The 17246-nt window shown below is 72.5% G+C and carries 11 protein-coding genes, 1 tRNA gene and 1 pseudogene; 1 reads left to right on the top strand and 12 read right to left on the bottom strand.

Going from position 1 to position 17246, the window contains the following annotated elements; translation table 11 throughout:
• Nucleotides 1–207 precede the first annotated feature (207 nt).
• Nucleotides 208–1281, top strand: coding sequence for a hypothetical protein (locus ACWZEH_RS30135; RefSeq protein ID WP_456194218.1), 1074 nt, complete (start codon nt 208–210; stop codon nt 1279–1281).
• A 19-nt stretch (nt 1282–1300) separates the two neighbouring features.
• Here the strand turns inward: ACWZEH_RS30135 and ACWZEH_RS30130 are convergent, their stop codons facing one another.
• The 12 genes and pseudogenes from ACWZEH_RS30130 to ACWZEH_RS30075 all read right to left on the bottom strand — a co-directional run bounded on the left by ACWZEH_RS30130 (nt 1301) and on the right by ACWZEH_RS30075 (nt 17231).
• Complete coding sequence (locus ACWZEH_RS30130) at nt 1301–1726, bottom strand: hypothetical protein (protein WP_456194217.1); 426 nt, start codon at nt 1724–1726, stop codon at nt 1301–1303.
• A 723-nt stretch (nt 1727–2449) separates the two neighbouring features.
• Nucleotides 2450–2534, bottom strand: a tRNA-Leu gene (locus tag ACWZEH_RS30125).
• Nucleotides 2535–2835: 301 nt separating this feature from the next.
• Complete coding sequence (locus tag ACWZEH_RS30120; RefSeq protein ID WP_456194216.1) at nt 2836–4059, bottom strand: sugar phosphate isomerase/epimerase family protein; 1224 nt, start codon at nt 4057–4059, stop codon at nt 2836–2838.
• A 123-nt stretch (nt 4060–4182) separates the two neighbouring features.
• Complete coding sequence (locus tag ACWZEH_RS30115; protein ID WP_456194215.1) at nt 4183–5649, bottom strand: alkaline phosphatase family protein; 1467 nt, start codon at nt 5647–5649, stop codon at nt 4183–4185.
• Entirely contained in the window at nt 5646–6815 is a 1170-nt protein-coding gene (gene eboE / locus ACWZEH_RS30110) for a metabolite traffic protein EboE (RefSeq protein WP_456194214.1), read from the bottom strand. Before eboE ends, ACWZEH_RS30115 begins: the two co-directional genes overlap by 4 nt.
• Before the next feature lie 3 nt (nt 6816–6818).
• The gene (locus ACWZEH_RS30105) at nt 6819–7712 is read right to left on the bottom strand and encodes a TatD family hydrolase (RefSeq protein ID WP_456194213.1); all 894 of its coding nucleotides are present in this window, start codon (nt 7710–7712) and stop codon (nt 6819–6821) included.
• Nucleotides 7712–8533, bottom strand: coding sequence for an EboA domain-containing protein (locus ACWZEH_RS30100; protein WP_456194212.1), 822 nt, complete (start codon nt 8531–8533; stop codon nt 7712–7714). The genes ACWZEH_RS30105 and ACWZEH_RS30100 overlap by 1 nt, the downstream gene beginning before the upstream one ends.
• Nucleotides 8534–8922: 389 nt before the next feature.
• Nucleotides 8923–9873: pseudogene (locus tag ACWZEH_RS30095) on the bottom strand (sugar phosphate isomerase/epimerase family protein); the annotation flags it as partial.
• Nucleotides 9870–10949 carry an SCO3242 family prenyltransferase gene (locus ACWZEH_RS30090; RefSeq protein ID WP_456194211.1) on the bottom strand — a complete coding sequence of 360 codons (1080 nt, stop codon included), beginning with the start codon at nt 10947–10949 and terminating at the stop codon, nt 9870–9872. The gene ACWZEH_RS30090 and the pseudogene ACWZEH_RS30095, both read right to left, overlap by 4 nt.
• Complete coding sequence (locus ACWZEH_RS30085; RefSeq protein WP_456194210.1) at nt 10946–12121, bottom strand: inositol-3-phosphate synthase; 1176 nt, start codon at nt 12119–12121, stop codon at nt 10946–10948. Before ACWZEH_RS30085 ends, ACWZEH_RS30090 begins: the two co-directional genes overlap by 4 nt.
• Nucleotides 12122–12253: 132 nt before the next feature.
• The gene (locus ACWZEH_RS30080) at nt 12254–15967 is read right to left on the bottom strand and encodes a ThuA domain-containing protein (RefSeq protein WP_456194209.1); all 3714 of its coding nucleotides are present in this window, start codon (nt 15965–15967) and stop codon (nt 12254–12256) included.
• A 265-nt stretch (nt 15968–16232) separates the two neighbouring features.
• Entirely contained in the window at nt 16233–17231 is a 999-nt protein-coding gene (locus ACWZEH_RS30075; RefSeq protein ID WP_456194208.1) for a sugar phosphate isomerase/epimerase family protein, read from the bottom strand.
• Nucleotides 17232–17246 lie beyond the last annotated feature (15 nt).

The raw sequence follows: 17246 nt of genomic DNA, 5'->3' as shown, positions 1-17246 counted from the left end.
CAAACCCGGATTCATGCTTCCTTTTCACAGGCCAGCCACAGGAAACCGGTTTGCGGGCGGTGACGCCGACGGGCCATACTCCGACTCCCCCCACCTGTGCCGGTCCCGTGTCCCCCTCTCCCCGTGAAGGACTCTGCCCTGATGGGTGTGCTCGTGCGTGTGCAAGGCTCCCTGGCCGTCGCGGTGCCGCGGGGCGGGATGTGACCGGTGGAGATCACTCGTATCGTCGTCATCGGACTCGTCCTCGCGGCCTCCGCCCTCTTCTACCGCCGGGTGATGGGGGAGCCTTCTCCTTCCCGGAGCTCGTCCCGCAGGGCCGAGGCGCTGGGCTTTCTTCCGCAGTCCGCACAGAACACCCTGCTGACAGCGGCCGACGCCGAGTTGGAGCGGGCCGGGGCGGAAGCCGCCCGTGGCCGCTGGGAGAAGGCGGCGCGGTTGATGGCCCGGACGCGGGAGCAGCGTGACTGGGCGCGCCGTTCGTACTACGCCGACGTGCTCGGCACGCACCGGGCCGCGCAGCCGGACGGCTGGCTGGACGCGTGGGAGGCGGCGGCCGGGCCGGACGACCCGGACGCGGCGCTGGTGCGGGCGCGGGCGACGGTGTCCCTGGCCTGGCATCTGCGGGGCGGCGCCTGGGCGAAGGACACCAGCAAGCAGCAGTTCGCCGGCTTCCACGGCACACTGCGAAGTGCGCCGCGTCTCAACGCCCGCGCGGCGGAGCTGAACCCGGACGACCCGTCGCCGTACGTCGCCGAGATCTGGACCGCGCTCGGCCTGGGCCACTCGCACGAGAAGATGCGCCGGACCTGGGCGGAGGTCACCGCCCGGGATCCGTACCACTACGGCGCGCACCGTGCGGCGCTGCAGTACTGGTGCGCGAAGTGGCGTGGTTCGGAGGAGCTGGCCGTGGCCTTCGCCCGTGAGGCGGAGGCCACGGCGCCGCCCGGCAGCCTGCTCAGCACGCTGCCGCTGATCGTCTGGTACGAACACCGTGACATCCACGCGGATCCGGACGAACTACTGGAGCCCTACCTGCTCGACATGGTCGACGCGGCCCTGGCCGACGTGGCCGCGGCCCCGCCGGACCACCCGGACGCGGCGTCCGTACGTCACCTGTTGGCGTACTTCCTGACCCAGCAGCGCCGTCACGACGAGGCGTTGCAGCAGTTCCGGCTGGTCGACGGCTACGTGAACGCCGCTCCGTGGCGGTACTACGACGATCCGGCCGCCGTGTACTGCCTGTGGCGGAACCGGGCGGTCAAGGGCGCGAGACGGGGCTGAGCACCGATGCGGTGGCACGTCACCGGGGGCGCCGGCCGGCGATACTGCGACGGCCGCGACGCACGGATCCCGGCCGGACCCGCGTGACCCACATGTACCCGGCCAGACCGATCGATCCGCGCACCGTCGCATCGGCCCATGCCGGCAGAACGCCGCCCCCGGTGTTCCGTCCCAGGCTCCAGAAGAGGAGCCCACTCAGTGCGCCCGCCATGACGACGGCGCTTCCGTACCGGACGAGTGTCGTGCGGCCTCTGCCCAGCCAGGACGCCAGGAGCCCGGCCGGGATCTGCACCATCACGTGGAGACTCGCGCAGGTCAGCGGCACGGCGAGGAGGAGGACGAAGGGGGCGTCCGCGGTGGGGTCGCCCGGCGGGGCCGCGTAGGCGGAGTCCAGCATCCACAACGGCGGTACCAAGAACGTGATCAGGAGTACGACTCCACTCACGTGCATGGCACCGAGGTGCCTCAGCACCGAAGCCTGAGCCCTGACACTGCGCCCCGCTGAGGCCGGACCATCGGTTCCCTCGTCCACGGTTCCCCTCCAGCCGCCCTGTAAAGGGACACGCCCGAGTACGTCGCGCTCGTAGGTCAGCGTCTGCCCGACGGCGTCGGCACGGCGGATCAACTGGCCGACGGCATCCCCCTTGTACCACATGGCCCGGTCGTCGAAGTCCGTCTCACGGACGCACTGACGATCCAAAGGTAACGGAAGCGCGGAGAGCTCTCCGCGTCAGGCAGTACGTTCCGGTCACTGCCGGTAGTGCACAACAGTCGTGTCGCCGACAAGAACGCAGGCAGGACCGATGGACACCTCGCACACGGACCCGGGGCGCGTTCGCGCGCAGACCGGGGCACATCGGCGTCTCCACCGGTCCTGGAGCGCTTCACACCGCGCCGGGGCACCGGGACGGCACGCGATCGGGCAGGCCGTCGCCCGCCTCCGTACCCAGGAGATCACCCTGAGGCTCACGCCTCCGCGACCAGGGCCCTGCCCGCGGACACGCCACGAGCAGAAAGGGTCCGCATCGACCGACAGGCAACCGATACCTGAGAAAGGAAGGAGGCGACGGGAAGAAGGGACCGGAACGCAGAACACCCTCCCCGGCCAGGGGCCGAGACGGGTACCGATCACCCCTGCCCGAAAAAAGGGGGCCGTAGGGTTCTTGTGTGTCCGAGGGGGGACTTGAACCCCCACGCCCGTTAAAGGGCACTAGCACCTCAAGCTAGCGCGTCTGCCATTCCGCCACCCGGACCAGGTGCATGTCGCCCTGTCAGGGGTGATCCCTGCTGCGACGTGGACAACCATACCAAGGTTTCGCAGTGCCTTTCACCTGCGTTTCCGTGCCTCCGGACGGAGGGCCGGACCGCGGCGGGTCCGGCCCTCCCGCCCTCGTCACGACATGGGCCGGCACTCCGGGAAACCGCCCGGCAGCCGCTCCCCCACCGGGCCCCGGGGCGCGGCACGGCGGGCCCCGGTACGAGGGCTTCGTCCGCACGGGCCGGGCGGTCCCACCCACGGTTCTGCGGGTGGGACCGCCCGGTCCGTGGTCCCGGTCAGCAGCGCCGCTTGCGCAGGGCCGCCAGGTTGTCGTAGCTGATCTTGGCCTCGCGCAGCGACTGCGCGGGGTCGGTGGCGCTCGGGGCGGTGTCGTCCTCGACCATCGGGTTGTGGTAGTTCCGCTGCCCGACCCGGGAGAAGAACGTGGTGTAGTCGATGACGCCGGTTCCGAAGGGCACCATCTCGTAGCCCATGCCGTTGGTCGTGCTGACGACGCCGTCCTTGGCGTGGAACAGCGGGTAGCGCTTGTTGTTGCGGGCGACCAGGCCGGCCGGGTCGAAGACCTTCTTGCGCGTGGAGCCGTCGTGGGCGGTGTACGTGTGGAACTTGTACTGGGCGACGTGCGCCCAGAAGATGTCCATCTCCAGCCAGACGGCCTTGGGGTCGGTGACCTCGAGGAAGTACTCCAGCTTCCGGATGCCCGAACTGCGGGTCGGCCGGCCCTGGTCGTCCAGGGGGCCGCCGTCGAGCAGGAAGCCGTAGGCGCCGTCGTGGTTGTGGGTGTAGAGCTTGATGCCCTCGCGGCGGGCGATCGCGCCGAGGGCGTTCCACTTGTCGGCGGCCACGTCCCAGTCGGCGCGGTGGGAACTGCCGGTGGGGTCGCCGCCGGTGCCCATGTGGTCCAGGCCGAGGATGTTGGCGATCTCGAGGTGCTTCTTGAAGGTGTCCAGGTCGGCCGTGGTCAACGGCCAGGAGGACGGGATGAAGCCGTGGTTGCCCTGGGCGCGCAGGCCGTAGTCGTCGAGCCAGGAGCGCAGCAGCCTGGCGCCCGCGACGGATTCCAGGCTGGCGCCGCCGGGCGCGTTCGCGTGCTGGTTGTAGCCGGCGAACTCCACCTGGCGGTAGCCGTGACGGGCCAGCTGCCTGAACACCTCGCGGAAGCCGGAGGGCAGATCGGTGGACAGGGGGTCGCGGCCGGTGGCGTCGCGGACGGTGTAGAGGATGATGCCGCGTTTGTGCGGCGGGACGAGCACCTGCCCGCCGCGGTCATGGCCGTGCCCGTGGTCGTGCCCGTGTCCGTGGTCTCTGCCGCGGTCCTGGGCCAGGGCGGGGGCGGCGCCGAAGACGGGGGCCGCGACGGCTCCGGCGGCCACGGCGGTGCAGGTGGTGAGGAAACGGCGCCGGTGCACGCCCAGGGAGCGGCGCAGTGCCTCGTCCGGGGCGTCGGTGGCCGGGGTGGGGGCGGCCTCGGTGCGGGAGGGGTCTGAGTACGGGGTCACGGGTGGCCTGCCTTCTGGGTCGTGGCCGGTTCCGGTGCCGCCGGGACCGGCCGTTGTCAGTGCCGTGTGTTTCACTCTCGGTAGTTGGATGCCGGCTCTTGGAGGGGCGTACGTGGTGGTGCGTCAGCCGAGTCCGGCGAGCTGGAGCAGGAGTTGCTTGACATCGGTGGCCGCGACGCGGTCTCCGAGGGCACGAGGGGTGGAGCAGATGAGGAGCGGACCGTCGTCGTCGCTCGCCGGAAGGCGGCCGTGGCTGCCCCGAACAGGTGACGGGTCGAGGGGCACGACCGCCATCCGGTAGCGCATGCCGAGTTTCTTGCGCGCCAGTGCGGTGGCCGCCTTCACCTTGACGTACGGGTCGAGGGGGTCCATGAAGAGCTCGACCGGGTCGTAGCCGGGTTTGCGGTGGATCTCGACGAGCTGTGCGAAGTCGGGTGCGCGGTCGTCGTCGAGCCAGTAGTAGTACGTGAACCAGGCGTCGGGTTCGGCTACGGCGACCAGTTCGCCGGCGCGCGGGTGGTCGAGGTGGTGGGCCTTCTTGCCCTCGTCGTCGAGGAGCTGGTCGATGCCGGGCAGTCCTTCGAGGGCGGCCCTGGTGGCGTCGAGGTCCTCGGGGCGGCGCACGTAGACGTGGGCGATCTGGTGGTCGGCGACGGCGAAGGCGCGTGAGGCCATCGGGTCGAGGTACTCCATGCCGTCCTGCGTGTGCACCTCCAGCAGGCCCGCGCGGCGCAGCGCGCGGTTGATGTCCACGGTCCGGTTCACGCGGGTGATGCCGTACTCGGACAGGGCGACGACGGTACGGCCCTCGGCGCGGGCGTCGTCCAGCAGCGGGGCCAGGGCGGCGTCCAGGTCTGCGGCCGCCTTCAGGGAGCGCGGGTCGTCGGGGCCGAAGCGCTGCAGGTCGTAGTCGAGGTGAGGGAGGTAGCAGAGCGTCAGGTCGGGGTGGCGGGTGCGGTTGACGTGGCGGGTCGCGTCGATGATCCACTGGCTGGAGACGAGGTCCGCGCCGGGGCCCCAGAAGTGGAAGAGCGGGAAGGTGCCCAGCGTGTCGGTGAGTTCGTCGTGCAGGGCCGGGGGCCTGGTGTAGCAGTCGGGTTCCTTGCGGCCGTCGGCGTAGTAGACCGGGCGGGGGGTGACGGTGATGTCGGTGTCCGCGCCCATGGCGTACCACCAGCAGATGTTGGCGACGGTGTAGCCGGGGTGTGCGCGGCGGGCGGCGTCCCAGAGCTTGTCCCCGGAGACGAGACCGTTGTGCTGGCGCCACAGCAGGACGTCGCCGAGTTCGCGGAAGTACCAGCCGTTGCCGACGATGCCGTGTTCGGAGGGGAGGCTGCCGGTGAGGAAGGTGGACTGGGCGGCGCAGGTGACGGCGGGCAGCACGGTGCCGAGCGGGGCGCGGGAGCCGGTCCGGCCGAGCGTCTTGAGGTGGGGCATGTGGTCGAGGAGGCGGGGGGTGAGGCCCACGACGTCGAGGACGAGGAGGGGGGTGGGGCCGGTGGCCGCGGGTGCTGGGGCGGGTTCGGCGGTGGGGTCTGCGGTGGGGTCTGCGGTGGGGTCTGCGGTGGGGTCTGCGCGGTCTGCGGTCATGGGAGTTCCTTCAGGCCTAGGTCCGTCAGCAGGTCGCGGGCGAGGGTGAGTTCGGCGGCGATACCGTCGGCGAGCTGGGCGCGGCCCCTGGGCCGCAGCTCGGGTGGGAGGGCCTGCCAGGTGTAGGTCTCGACCTCCAGGTGGCGGGTGAGCGGCTGCGGGCCGCCGACGAGCCGGGTCAGGGCGGTCTTCAGTACGGGCAGCGTGGAGGTGAGGGGCGCGGTGGGAGCCGCGTGCAGGGGGACGTGGAAGTGGGCGCGCCAGGGCGCTCCCTCGGGGAGGGTGTCACCGGCCAGGGCCTCGTCGAGGTCGTCGGTGCCGCGCAGTCCGGCGGCGGTGGACGTGCGGGTCTGGTGCAGGAAGCGGGGCTCGGCGAAGGCGCGCAGGGCCTCGCGGACCTCGGGCAGATGGGGCTGCTCGGCGTGCAGGGCGGCGGAGAGCTGGGACTTGACCACGGGGACGCCGGCCCGGGTGAGGTCGTCCAGGGCGGTGTCCGGATCCTCGAAGGAGGTGGCGAGGTGGCAGGTGTCGACGCAGATGCCGATGCGGTCGTGGCCGATCGCGGTGAGCGGTTCGATGGCGTCGTGGGTGGTTTCGACGACGCAGCCGGGTTCCGGTTCCAGGGCGATGCGGATGGAGCGTCCGGTCAGTTCCTGGAGTGCGTCGAGGCGTTCGGCGAGGGTGCGCAGGGCGGTGCGGGAGGTTTCGGCGTGCCGCGCGTCGTGGACGGTGCGCCAGGCCAGCGGCAGGGTGGAGATGCTGCCGTCGGGGACGTCGTCGGGGAGCAGTCCGGCGAGGAGGCGGGCCAGGGAGGTGGTGTGCTCCAGGCGCTCGGGGTCGGCCCAGTCCGGTGTGTAGACGCGGTACTTGACCTCCTCGGCACCGAACCCCTCGTAGGGGAAGCCGTTGAGGGTGACGACCTCGAGTCCGCGCCGGTCGAGTTCGCAGCGCAGGCCGCGCAGGGCGGACGGGTCGGTGACCAGGGCGCGCGCGGCGTCCTTGGCGAGCCACAGGCCGATGCCGAGCCGGTCGCGGCCGAGCCGGCGGCGGACGGGTTCGCAGTGGTCCCTCAGCTGGGCGAGGACACCGTCGAGGGTCTCGGCGGGGTGGACGTTGGTGCAGTAGGCGAGGTGGACGGTGGACCCGTCGGGGTGGCGGAAGCGCATGGCTCACGCCTCCGCGGCGGCGACGCCGGCCGTCCGCGGGGGCTCGTCCCTCGGTACGCCGCGCTGGATGGAGTTGCCCTCGTGGGTGGCCTCGGGGGCGGCGACGTCGAGGGCGAGCCGGCCGCCGAGTCCGTAGAAGGCGACGGGGTTGCGCCACAGGACGCGGTCGACGTCGTCCTCGGTGAAGCCCTCGGCGAGCATCAGGTCGGCGACCTTGCGGGTCTTGAGCGGGTCGCTCTTTCCCCAGTCGGCGGCGGAGTTCACCAGGACCCGCTCGGGGCCGTGGGCGCGCAGGATCGCGACCATCCGTTCCTCGTCCATCTTGGTGTCGGGATAGACGGAGAAGCCGAGCCAGCAGCCGCTGTCCTTGGCCTCCTTGACGGTGGTCTCGTTGAGATGGTCGACCAGGACGTGGTCCACGGGCAGCGCGGACTCCCGGACGACGTCGAGGGTGCGGCGCAGTCCGGCGAGCTTGTCGCGGTGCGGGGTGTGCACCAGGGCGGGCAGGCCGTGGTCGGCGGCGAGCTGGAGCTGGGCGGCGAGCGCGGTGTCCTCGGCGGGTGTCATGGAGTCGTAGCCGATCTCGCCGACGGCCACGACGTTGTCCTTGACGAGGTACCGGGGCAGCAGGTCGAGGACGGGTGTGCAGCGCGGGTCGTTGGCCTCCTTGGGGTTGAGGGCGATGGTGCAGTGGTGGGCGATGCCGTACTGGGCGGCGCGGAAGGGTTCCCAGCCGAGGAGGGAGTCGAAGTAGTCGGTGAAGGAGGCCGGCGAGGTGCGGGACTGGCCGAGCCAGAAGGCGGGTTCGACGACCGCGCGGACGCCCGCCCCGTACATGGCCTCGTAGTCGTCGGTGGTCCGCGACGTCATGTGGATGTGGGGGTCGAAGAGGCGCATCAGGACTCCTTGCCGTGGGGGTCGTCCGTGGTGTGACTCGGGGTGGGGGAGGCAGAGCCGGCGGCGGGGGCGGTGGCGGGCTCGGCCGGGGCCAGGGCCAGGGTCCGTACGCGGTGGAGGTCCTCCGGGACGGGGCGGCCGGCGGCGGTGCGCTCGTCGGCGTAGTCGCCGAGCATGCGGGCGAGTTCGCCGTCGCCGCGGGCCCGCCGGGCCAGGTCCGCCACCCGGTCCAGGGCGACGCCGGTGAACAGGCACTTCAGGACGGCGTGCCGCCAGGCGTGGGTGTCGAGGTGCCGGGCGCAGTAGGGACCGACGGCGGCGGCGACGAGCCGGGTGTCGTTGGTGCGCAGGGCGTCCTCGACGAGCGGGCGGGCCTCGGGGCCGGACACGAGGTGGGGCAGGGCGTGCAGGACCGCCCGGCGTTCGTCGGCGGTGCCCTGGTGGTAGACCCGGGTCAGCGCCTCGGCGTCGGCGTGGGCCGCGTGCAGGATCAGGACGCGGGCGGCGTCGGCGTGGGCGGTACCGCAGCGGCGGCCGGCCTCGGCCAGGCGCAGCTCCCACCCTGAGACGGGGCCGTGGGTGCCGGGGTGGGCGGCGGCCTCGTCGAGGGCCTGGTCCAGCCAGGCGCGGGCGGCTCCGTCGAGACGGGCGGAGAGGAGACGGTGCAGTTCGGTGGTCGGGAGGGCGGCAGGGGTGGCGGGGTTGGTGCCGTCGGCTGCCGGGGTTCCCGGTGCTGCGGTCCACGGGGGCCGGGGGGTTTCCCCGGGCCCGGTGGTGGGGGGTGCCTCCGGGGTGGCCGGGGTGGCGTGGGGGCGGTTCACGGGGTGCTGCTCCCTTCGGAGGTGGCGGAGGGATCGCCGGGCGGGGGTGCGGGGGCGAAAGCGGCATCGGCGACAGGGGCAACGGCGTCGGCGTCGGCGGCAGGGGCGGCGTCGGCGGCAGGGTCGGTGGCCGTGTGGGCACCGGAGGCGTCGAGGGAAAGACCCGTGGCCGTGTGACTGTCCGGGACAGTGCCGGCGCCGCCGGTGCCGGTGCCGGTGCCGGTAGCGGTAGCGGTGTGAGCGCCGGGGACAAGGCCGGTGGCCGTGTGGTCACCCGGGGCACCGCCCCCGGCACCAGAAGCAATGCCGGTATGCACCCCGTCAGAAGCGGCGGCGATGCGAACACCGGAGACACCGGGAACAGAGCCGGTGGCCATGTCACCACCCGGGGCACCGCCCCCGGCACCGGAAGCGGTGCCGGGGGCGGTGTCAGCGCCGGTGGCGGGGGCGGTCGCCGCGGTGCGGGCCGCGGCGTGGAGGAAGGGGAGGGAGTGGGCGGCGAAGTGGGGGCCCGCGTGGGAGTGGCGGGGCAGTTCGACGACGGTCAGGCCCTGGTATCCGGTGGCGGCGAGGGCCGCGAGGACGGGCGGGAAGTCGATCTCGCCGTCCCCGAAGGGCAGGTGCTCGTGGACACCGCGGCGCATGTCCTCGATCTGGACGTGGCGCAGCCAGGGGGCGGCGTCGCGGACGCAGTCCGCCGGAGGGAGGGGTTCGAGGCACTGGCAGTGGCCGATGTCCAGGGTGAGGCCGAGGAGTTCGGGGTCCCCGAGGGTGCGGCGCAGGTGGTGGAAGTCGGCGAGGGTGGCGAGGAGGTGACCGGGTTCCGGTTCGACGGCGAGGGGCATGCCCGCGGTGGCGGCGGCGTCCAGGACGGGGGTGAGCGCCTCCGCCAGGCGCTTCCACGCGGTGTCCTCGTCCGTGCCCGCGGGGACGGTGCCGCTGAAGCAGTGCAGGGCGTGCGCCCCGAGGTCGGCGGCGACCTCGACGGCCCGGACGAGCAGGTCCACGCGGCGGGCACGGTCGTCCGGGTCGGGGTCCAGGAGCGAGGGGCCGTGTTTGCGGCGCGGGTCCAGCACGTAGCGGGCGCCGGTCTCGACGGTGACGCCCAGGCCGAGTCCGTCCAGGCGTCGGGCGACCCGGCGGGTGCGGGCGGCGAGGTCCGGGGCGAGCGGGTCGAGGTGCATGTGGTCGAGGGTCAGCCCGACGCCGTCGTAGCCGAGGTCGGCGAGCAGGGCGAGGGCGTCGTCGAGACGGAGGTCGGCGAGGCCGTTGGTGCCGTAGCCGAAGCGGAGGGGAGGCGGGGGCGGGGGCGGAGAGACGTCGCCCGGGTTCCGGCTCACGTGATGCTCACCTTCCTCATGCCGGACCTCCTCGCGAAGATCCGGCCGGCCGGGGCCAGGGCCGCGACGAGCAGGGCGGTGCCGGCCGAGCCGGAGCGGGCGGCGAGCGCGGCCTGGAGCGGGATCGTGGCCCGGATGCCGCCGCCGACGGCGCGTTGGGTGAGCGGGGGCGAGGGGTTGAGCGCGGCGTGGAGGTAGGGCCGGGCGGCCGTGGCGGCGTAGGCGGCGCCCAGGGCGGTGGCGAGGACGCCGGTGGCCCGGGGCGGGCGCCCGGCCCGGCCGGGGCCCGGCAGGCCGGGGGCGGCTGCTGCCCGCCGGCCTGCCGGGAGTCGGGTGCGGCGGTGGGTGACCAGCCGGGTCAGCGCCCCCGTCGTCGCGAGGGCCGCCAGCGGGGCCAGGACCGAACCGCCGGTGGTCTCCCGGCGGGAGACGGCCGTGACCGCGAGGGTGTGTGTGCCGAGCAGCGCGGCCGAGGGCAGCGCTGCCTGGGCGCCGCCGCCGGTGGCGGCCGCGCCCAGGAGCAGGTCCAGTCCTCGGGCGGCGGCCATGGCCGCGGGCCCGGCGGGCGTGTGCTTCAGCGCGAGGTCGTAGGCCCAGACGGTCGCCGCCAGGGGGGCGGCCACCGCGAGGGCGGGGCGTCCCGCGCCGGCGGCGAGCGCCAGTCCGGCGCCGGTGAGGGCACCGGCGGCGGTGAGGGCGGCGGCCGGACGGATGCGGCCGGACGGAAGCGGGCGGTGCGGGCGCTCCGCGGCGTCCTCGGTGCGGTCCGCCCAGTCGTTCAGGGCCATGCCGGCCTCGTACAGGCACAGGGAGGATCCGATGGCGAGCAGGGTGCGGGGGCCGGGGCGCGCGCCGGCCGCCGCCGCGCCGGCCAGGGCGTCGCCGGGGACGGTGAACAGCGCGGGCAGGCGCAGCAGTTCGGCCCAGGCGCCCACGCGGGCGGAGCGGGTGCGGGGCGCGGGGCCGGGGAGGGGGGCGGTGGCGTCCTCGGGGGCCGTCCCGGGTGCCGGGTCGTCCGCCGCCGTCGGCCCGGCCGGAGCGGGTGTGTCCTGCGCCGGGGCGCCCGCGCGGCTCACCGCTGCGCCCCGCGGCCGGGGGCGTCGTCCCGCAGCCGTCCGGCGAAGCGCCTGAGCTCCGCGTACTGTTCGGCCAGCGAGGACGGGCCGTCCCCCACCGGGTCCTTGAAGTAGAAGCCCAGTTCGCCCAGCGGACCGGACAGGCCCCTCTCCCGGGCGCGGGCGACCAGCCGGGCCAGGTCGAGGACGAGTGGCGCGGCGAGCGCCGAGTCGCAGCCCTGCCAGGTGGTCTGCAGGACCATGCGGGCGCCGAGGAAGCCGTCGAAGGCGATGTGGTCCCAGGCCGTCTTCCAGTCGCCGAGCGCGGGCACGTCGTCGATGTGGACCTCGCCCTCGGGGGTGGTGCCGAGGGTGTCGGCGAGGACGCGTTCCTTGCCGGCGTTCTTGGCGGCGGCGGCCGCGGGGTCGGCGAGGGCGGCGCCGTCTCCGCCGCCCAGGAGGTTGGTGCCGGACCAGGCGCGCACGGCGAGGGCGCGTTGCAGGAACATCGGGCCGAGTACGGAGCGCAGCAGGGTCTGCCCGGTCTTGCCGTCGCGGCCCGCGTGGGGGACGGGGGCCGTCGCCGCCTGCTCGGCGAGCGCCGGGTGGTGCAGGCCCGCGGAGGGGGTGAAGTTGACGTAGGGGCAGTCGGCGCGCAGGGCGGCCGCCGCGTAGAGGGAACTCGGCGGCAGGGCGCCGTCGGCGGGAGCGGGCTCGGTGGAGGCGACGTTCACCACGACGGCGCCCGCGAGGCCCTGGCGGCGCACGAAGTCGCGCATGTCGGCCGCGAACACGTCGATCAGTTCGTCCTCGTGGCGGCCCGGGCCGCCGTCCGTGTCGCCGGGCAGGGGGCCGCCGGGCCTGATCTCCTGGTCGGCGGCGACGAGTTCGGCGTGCACGGCGGAGGGCAGACCGTGCGGCAGGACGCCGCCGGCGGCGAGGTGTTCGGCACGTTTGGGCAGCGGGCAGTCGACCGTGTCGTGGCCGCCGAAGACGAGGGACGACAGCGGCGGCAGGCCGCACGAGGTGAAGCCGGGGGTCTCGGTGACCATGCCGGTCGGCGGATGGAGTCCGGCGGCGACGGCGGCGCAGCCCGCGATCGCGGTGGTGGCCACGGATCCGCGTGCCCCGATGAGCCAGACGCCGAAGCGGGGAGCCGGGGAGGGGGTGGGGAGGGACGGTTCGGCGGACATGGGCAGCCTCCTTGTCGTACGCGAACCGGGTGCGAGCGCCGGAGGGGGACGGGCGGGGTGCCGGGCGCGGGGCCCGGCGGGGACGGCGGGCGGAGGTCCGGCGTCCTCCGCCCGCCGCCGTTCTGGTCGCCCTTAGGAGGGCAGTTCCTTCAACTGGATGTTGCGGAAGGAGACCTGGTCGCCGGCTCCGTGGTTCTGGAGGCCGATGTGGCCGTCGGTCAGGCTCCGCTCGGGGTCCTTGTTGGTGAAGTCGTTGATCTTGACTCCGTTGAGGAACACCCTCAGGCGTTCGCCCTGGACCTTGATCTCGTAGGAGTTCCACTGGCCGGGCGGACGCAGGACCTGGTCACGGGCCTTGATGTCCGCCGACTTGAACGAGTAGACGGAGCCCGTGGTGCGGTCGGGCGCGTCCGTGGCGTCGATCTGGATCTCGTAGCCCTTGTTCACCGCGGACCAGGGGTCGTCGGAGGCCGGGAAGCCCACGAAGATCCCGGAGTTGTCGTCGCCCCGCATCTTCCAGTCGAGCTTGAGGGAGTACGACTCCAGCTCCTTGGCCTGGTACCAGAGCAGACCCATGCCGCCCTTGGACTCCAGGGTGCCGTCCTTGACGTCGAACGTGCCGGGGCCGGCCTGCTTCCAGCCGTCCAGGGTCTGGCCGTTGAAGATCTTCCGGTAGCCCTTGTCCGGCTTGCAGTCCGCCTTGACCTGGCCGGTGGCGTACTGCAGACCGCCGAGCAGATGGGTGCGGAAGGCCTCCTCGGCGTAGGACTCCTTGGTGTGGCCGCCGCCGGTGTAGAAGGAGCGGCCGCCGCCGTAGCTCTGGCACCAGGCGATCGGGTGGTCGCCCTTCATGGTGCCGCCCTCGTAGGTCGTCTCGTCGAGGGTGGCGAGGACCTTGGCCTGCTCGCGCGGGTTGGTGCGGTAGTTGTACCACTCGTCGGTGCGCTCCCACGCGTCGTCCAGGTGCGCGGTGGACGGGTGGTCGTGGTCCTCGACGCGCACGGTGGCCTTCTGGGTGGCCGGGTGCGAGTCGAAGTAGGCGCCGACGAGACCTCCGTAGAACTCCCAGTCGTACTCGGTGTCGGCGGCGGCGTGGATGCCCATGTAGCCGCCGCCGTTGCTGACGTAGCTCTCGAACGCCTTCTGCTGGTCGGCGTTCAGGACGTCACCGGTGGTGGACAGGAAGGCCACCGCGTCGTACTTGGCGAGGTTGGCCGTGGTGAACTGTCCGGCCTCCTCGGTCGCGTCGACGGTGATACCGGCCGGGCCGCCCAGTTCCTTCAGCGTGGCGACGCCCTCCGGGATGGAGTCGTGGCGGAAGCCGGCGGTCCTGGAGAAGACGAGGACCTTCTTGCCCTTCTTGAAGGGCTCCTTGGAGAACTCGAAGTCGTCCACGTCGTACAGCGCGCCCTCGCCGCCCCGGAAGACCAGGTAGATCTCCGTGGTGTTCCTGGGCAGCTTCCGCAGGGGCACGTCGACGTCCTGGAACGTCTCCCAGCCACCGGTCGGCGGGATGTACGCCGAGCCGTGCAGCTTGCCGTCGGGCGAGCCGGTGCGCAGTTCGACGAAGCCGCCGGCGCCGCCGGAGGAGGCCCGCACGGTCAGCTTCCTCTGCCCGTCGAACCGGTAGGGGCTGAAGGAGATCCAGTCGCCGTCGTTGATGTCGCCGACGGTCCTGCCGCCGTTGGCGCCGGTCTTGTCGATCACGGACACGCCCGACTGGGTGGTGAAGTGCTCGGCCTGGCGGTGCAGCGGCTGGAGCACGGTGCGGGCGGTGCCGGTCAGGGCCTCCTGGCCGTTTGCCCCGCCGTCGGTGTAACTGGCGCCGACGACACCGTAGATGTTGGCGTTGGGGTCGTGACCGCCGTCTCCGGCGGGCGGCTTGAGGGTGCCCTCACAGCCCGTCTCGCTGGTCAGCTCGTGGGCGTGGGAGTCGTGGCCGAGGCTGTAGACGACCTTGACCTTGGAGCAGTCGACCTTCTCCTCGGGGTCGGTGACCTTCACCTTGAAGGGAACCGGTTCGCCGAAGGCGGCCAGGCTGCCGTTGCCCGGGACCTCGATCCTCACCTTGGGCTCGGTGTTGCCGACCACGATCCGGGCGCTGGCGTTGCCGGTGTTGCCCTCGGGGTCCGTCGCGGTGAAGGTCGCGGTGTAGGTGCCGATCTTCTTGTACTTGTGGGTGGGGGTGAGCCCCTCGCCCTCGGTGCCGTCGCCGAAGTCCCAGCTGTAGGTGAGGTCCGGGGAGTCGGCGTCCTCGGCGGAGGCGGTGAACTTGACCTTCAGGCCGGCCGCGCCGGAGGTCTTGTCGGCGCTCACCTCCGCGATCGGGGAGAAGCCGTCCTCGGCGTTCTCGATCCGGTACAGCGCGGAGTTCTCGTCGCCCTGGAACCAGGAGACGCCGTAGTCCAGGACGTAGAGCGCGCCGTCGGGGCCGAACTCCATGTCCATGATCTGGGTGCCGGTCCACGGGAAGTCGTTGATCTTCGCGACCGTGCCGTCCTCGGTCTGCTCGATCCGCTTGATCCAGCGGCGGCCGAACTCGCCCGCGAAGAAGTCGCCGTCGTACGCCTCGGGGAACTTCACACTGGAGTCGAGCTCGGGGTCGTAGCGGTAGACCGGGCCGGCCATCGGGGACTCGGAGCCACTGCCGAACTCGGGCACGGAACCGCCGTCGTAGGGGATCCAGGCGGCCTGGGCGGGTGGCAGGTCGACGAGGCCGGTGTTGTGCGGCGAGGTGTTCTTCAAGGCGGCGCAGTCGAACTTCTCGCCGGAGGCGCCGGTGGCGAAGTCGTAGTCGACGTAGGCGTCGTTGTCTCCGGTGCAGAACGGCCAGCCGAAGTTGGCGGCCTCGGTGACCTTGGCGAACTCGACCTGTCCCGCCGGGCCCCGGTCCGGGTCCGCGGCGCCGGCGTCGGGGCCGTAGTCGCCGACGTAGACGGTGCCGGTCTCGTCGTCGACGCTCATGCGGAACGGGTTGCGGAAGCCCATCGCGTAGATCTCGGGACGGGTCTTCTCGGTGCCGGGGGCGAAGAGGTTGCCCTTGGGGACGGTGTACGAGCCGTCCTCGGCGACCTTGATGCGCAGGATCTTGCCGCGCAGGTCGTTGGTGTTGCCGGAGCTGCGGCGGGCGTCGAAGGCCGGGTTGCGGTTTGGCCGCTCGTCGATCGGCGTGAAGCCGTCGGAGGAGAAGGGGTTGGTGTCGTCGCCGGTGGACAGGTAGAGGTTGCCCTCGGCGTCGAAGTCGATGTCGCCGCCGACGTGGCAGCAGGTGCCGCGGGAGGCCGCGACGTCCAGGACCTTCTTCTCGCTGGCCATGTCCAGCGTGCCGTTGGGATTGAGGACGAAGCGGGAGAGGCGGTTGACGCCGTCGAACTTCTCGAAGTCCTCGGCGGTGCCGGTCTCCGGGGCGTCGCCCGCGGGGGTGTCGAGCGGCGGGGCGTAGTAGAGGTAGACCGCCCGGTTGTTCTCGAAGTCCGGGTCGATGCCGACGCCCTGCAGGCCCTCCTCGTCGTGGCTGTAGACGGGGATCCTGCCGGCGACCTTGGTGACGCCGCCCTGGTCGGTGAGGCGCAGCGTGCCGTCGCGCGAGGTGTGCAGGACGCTGCGGTCCGGGAGCACGGTGAGCGACATCGGCTCGCCCGTCTCGGGCTCGCCCTTGGCGAGCGGTACCTGCTGGAACTGTCCCTCGGCGGCCACCGGTTCGTCGTGTTCCGGGTGGCCGGGGTGGGCGCCGGCGACGGTCGCCGGGGTCCCCACTGCCAGCATCAGGCCGGTGACCAGGGCGAGGGCGGTGCGAAGTCCGGTACGCCTCGTGGTGTGGGTGGATGTGAGTCTGCTTCTGTGCACGAAGTCCCTCCGGGAACGGGGTGGGGCCGTACGGAACGGGTGCGAAGGCGTGCGGTGCGGGCGCCGGGGTGCGCCGTCACCCCGGAGGCGTGGGTGTCCTGAACACTTCAGGGACGGTAACCGCGTTCGTCCGGGGCGAACACCCCTTGGACCGGGGCTGCTCGAACTTCTCCCCGACGCAGGACAAAGCGGGATCCGGGCAGGTCGGACCGGGGACCGGCGGACATTCCGGTCCCCGTCCCCGACCTGTGGCCGGGCGTGCGGTTCAGCTGTTGAACGCCGCGTCGAAGGAGGCCGACGGCGGGTCGAAGTCGTACGCCTTGAGCCGGGTCAGCGCCTCGGGGGCACCCTGGAGCCGGTCCATGCCGGCGTCCTCCCATTCGACGGACACGGGGCCCTGGTAGTCGATGGAGCGCAGCATGCGGAAGACGTCCTCCCAGGGGACGTCCCCGTGGCCGGCGGAGACGAAGTCCCAGCCGCGCCGGGGGTCGCCCCAGGGCAGGTGGGAGCCGAGGCGGCCGTTGCGTCCGTCGAGGCGCTTGCGGGCCTCCTTGCAGTCGACGTGGTAGATCCGGTCGCGGAAGTCCCACAGGAAGCCGACCGGGTCGAGGTCCTGCCACACGAAGTGGGAGGGGTCGAAGTTGAGTCCGAAGGCCGGTCGGCGGTCGACCGCGTCCAGGGCACGGACGGTGGTCCAGTAGTCGTAGGCGATCTCGCTGGGGTGGACCTCGTGCGCGAACCGCACGCCCTCGGCGTCAAAGACGTCCAGGATCGGGTTCCAGCGCGTCGCGAAGTCCTCGTAACCGCGGTCGATCATCGATTCGGGCACGGGCGGGAACATGGCCACCAGGTGCCAGATCGCCGATCCGGTGAACCCGATGACGGTGTCGACGCCGAGGAGGGCCGCGGCGCGCGCGGTGTCCTTGATCTCGGCGGCGGCCCGCTGCCGTACGCCCTCGCCCTCGCCGTCGCCCCAGATCCTGGCGGGCAGGATGGCCTGGTGGCGTTCGTCGATGATGGCGTCGCAGACCGCCTGGCCGACCAGGTGGTTGGAGATCGCCCGGACCTTGAGGCCGTACTTGTCGAGCAGCTGACGGCGGGAGTCCACGTAGGACGGGTCGGCGAGTGCCTTGTCGACCTCGAAGTGGTCGCCCCAGCAGGCGAGTTCGAGGCCGTCGTAGCCGAATTCGCGGGCGAGCCGGCAGACCTCCTCGAGGGGCAGGTCCGCCCACTGGCCGGTGAACAGCGTGAAGTCGCGGGGCATGCGTGTCTGCCTTTC

Source organism: Streptomyces yamdrokensis (assembly GCF_053890455.1).
The sequence above is the reverse complement of the archived record's forward strand: the minus strand, read 5'-3'. Positions and strand labels throughout refer to the sequence as shown.

What these genes read in the sequence shown, in the direction of transcription:
- ACWZEH_RS30105 (WP_456194213.1), bottom strand. Translation starts at nt 7,712, where the DNA reads ATGCGCCTCTTCGACCCCCACATCCACATGACGTCGCGGACCACCGAC.
- ACWZEH_RS30115 (WP_456194215.1), bottom strand. Translation starts at nt 5,649, where the DNA reads ATGACCGCAGACCGCGCAGACCCCACCGCAGACCCCACCGCAGACCCC.
- ACWZEH_RS30075 (WP_456194208.1), bottom strand. Translation starts at nt 17,231, where the DNA reads ATGCCCCGCGACTTCACGCTGTTCACCGGCCAGTGGGCGGACCTGCCC.
- ACWZEH_RS30085 (WP_456194210.1), bottom strand. Translation starts at nt 12,121, where the DNA reads ATGTCCGCCGAACCGTCCCTCCCCACCCCCTCCCCGGCTCCCCGCTTC.
- eboE (WP_456194214.1), bottom strand. Translation starts at nt 6,815, where the DNA reads ATGCGCTTCCGCCACCCCGACGGGTCCACCGTCCACCTCGCCTACTGC.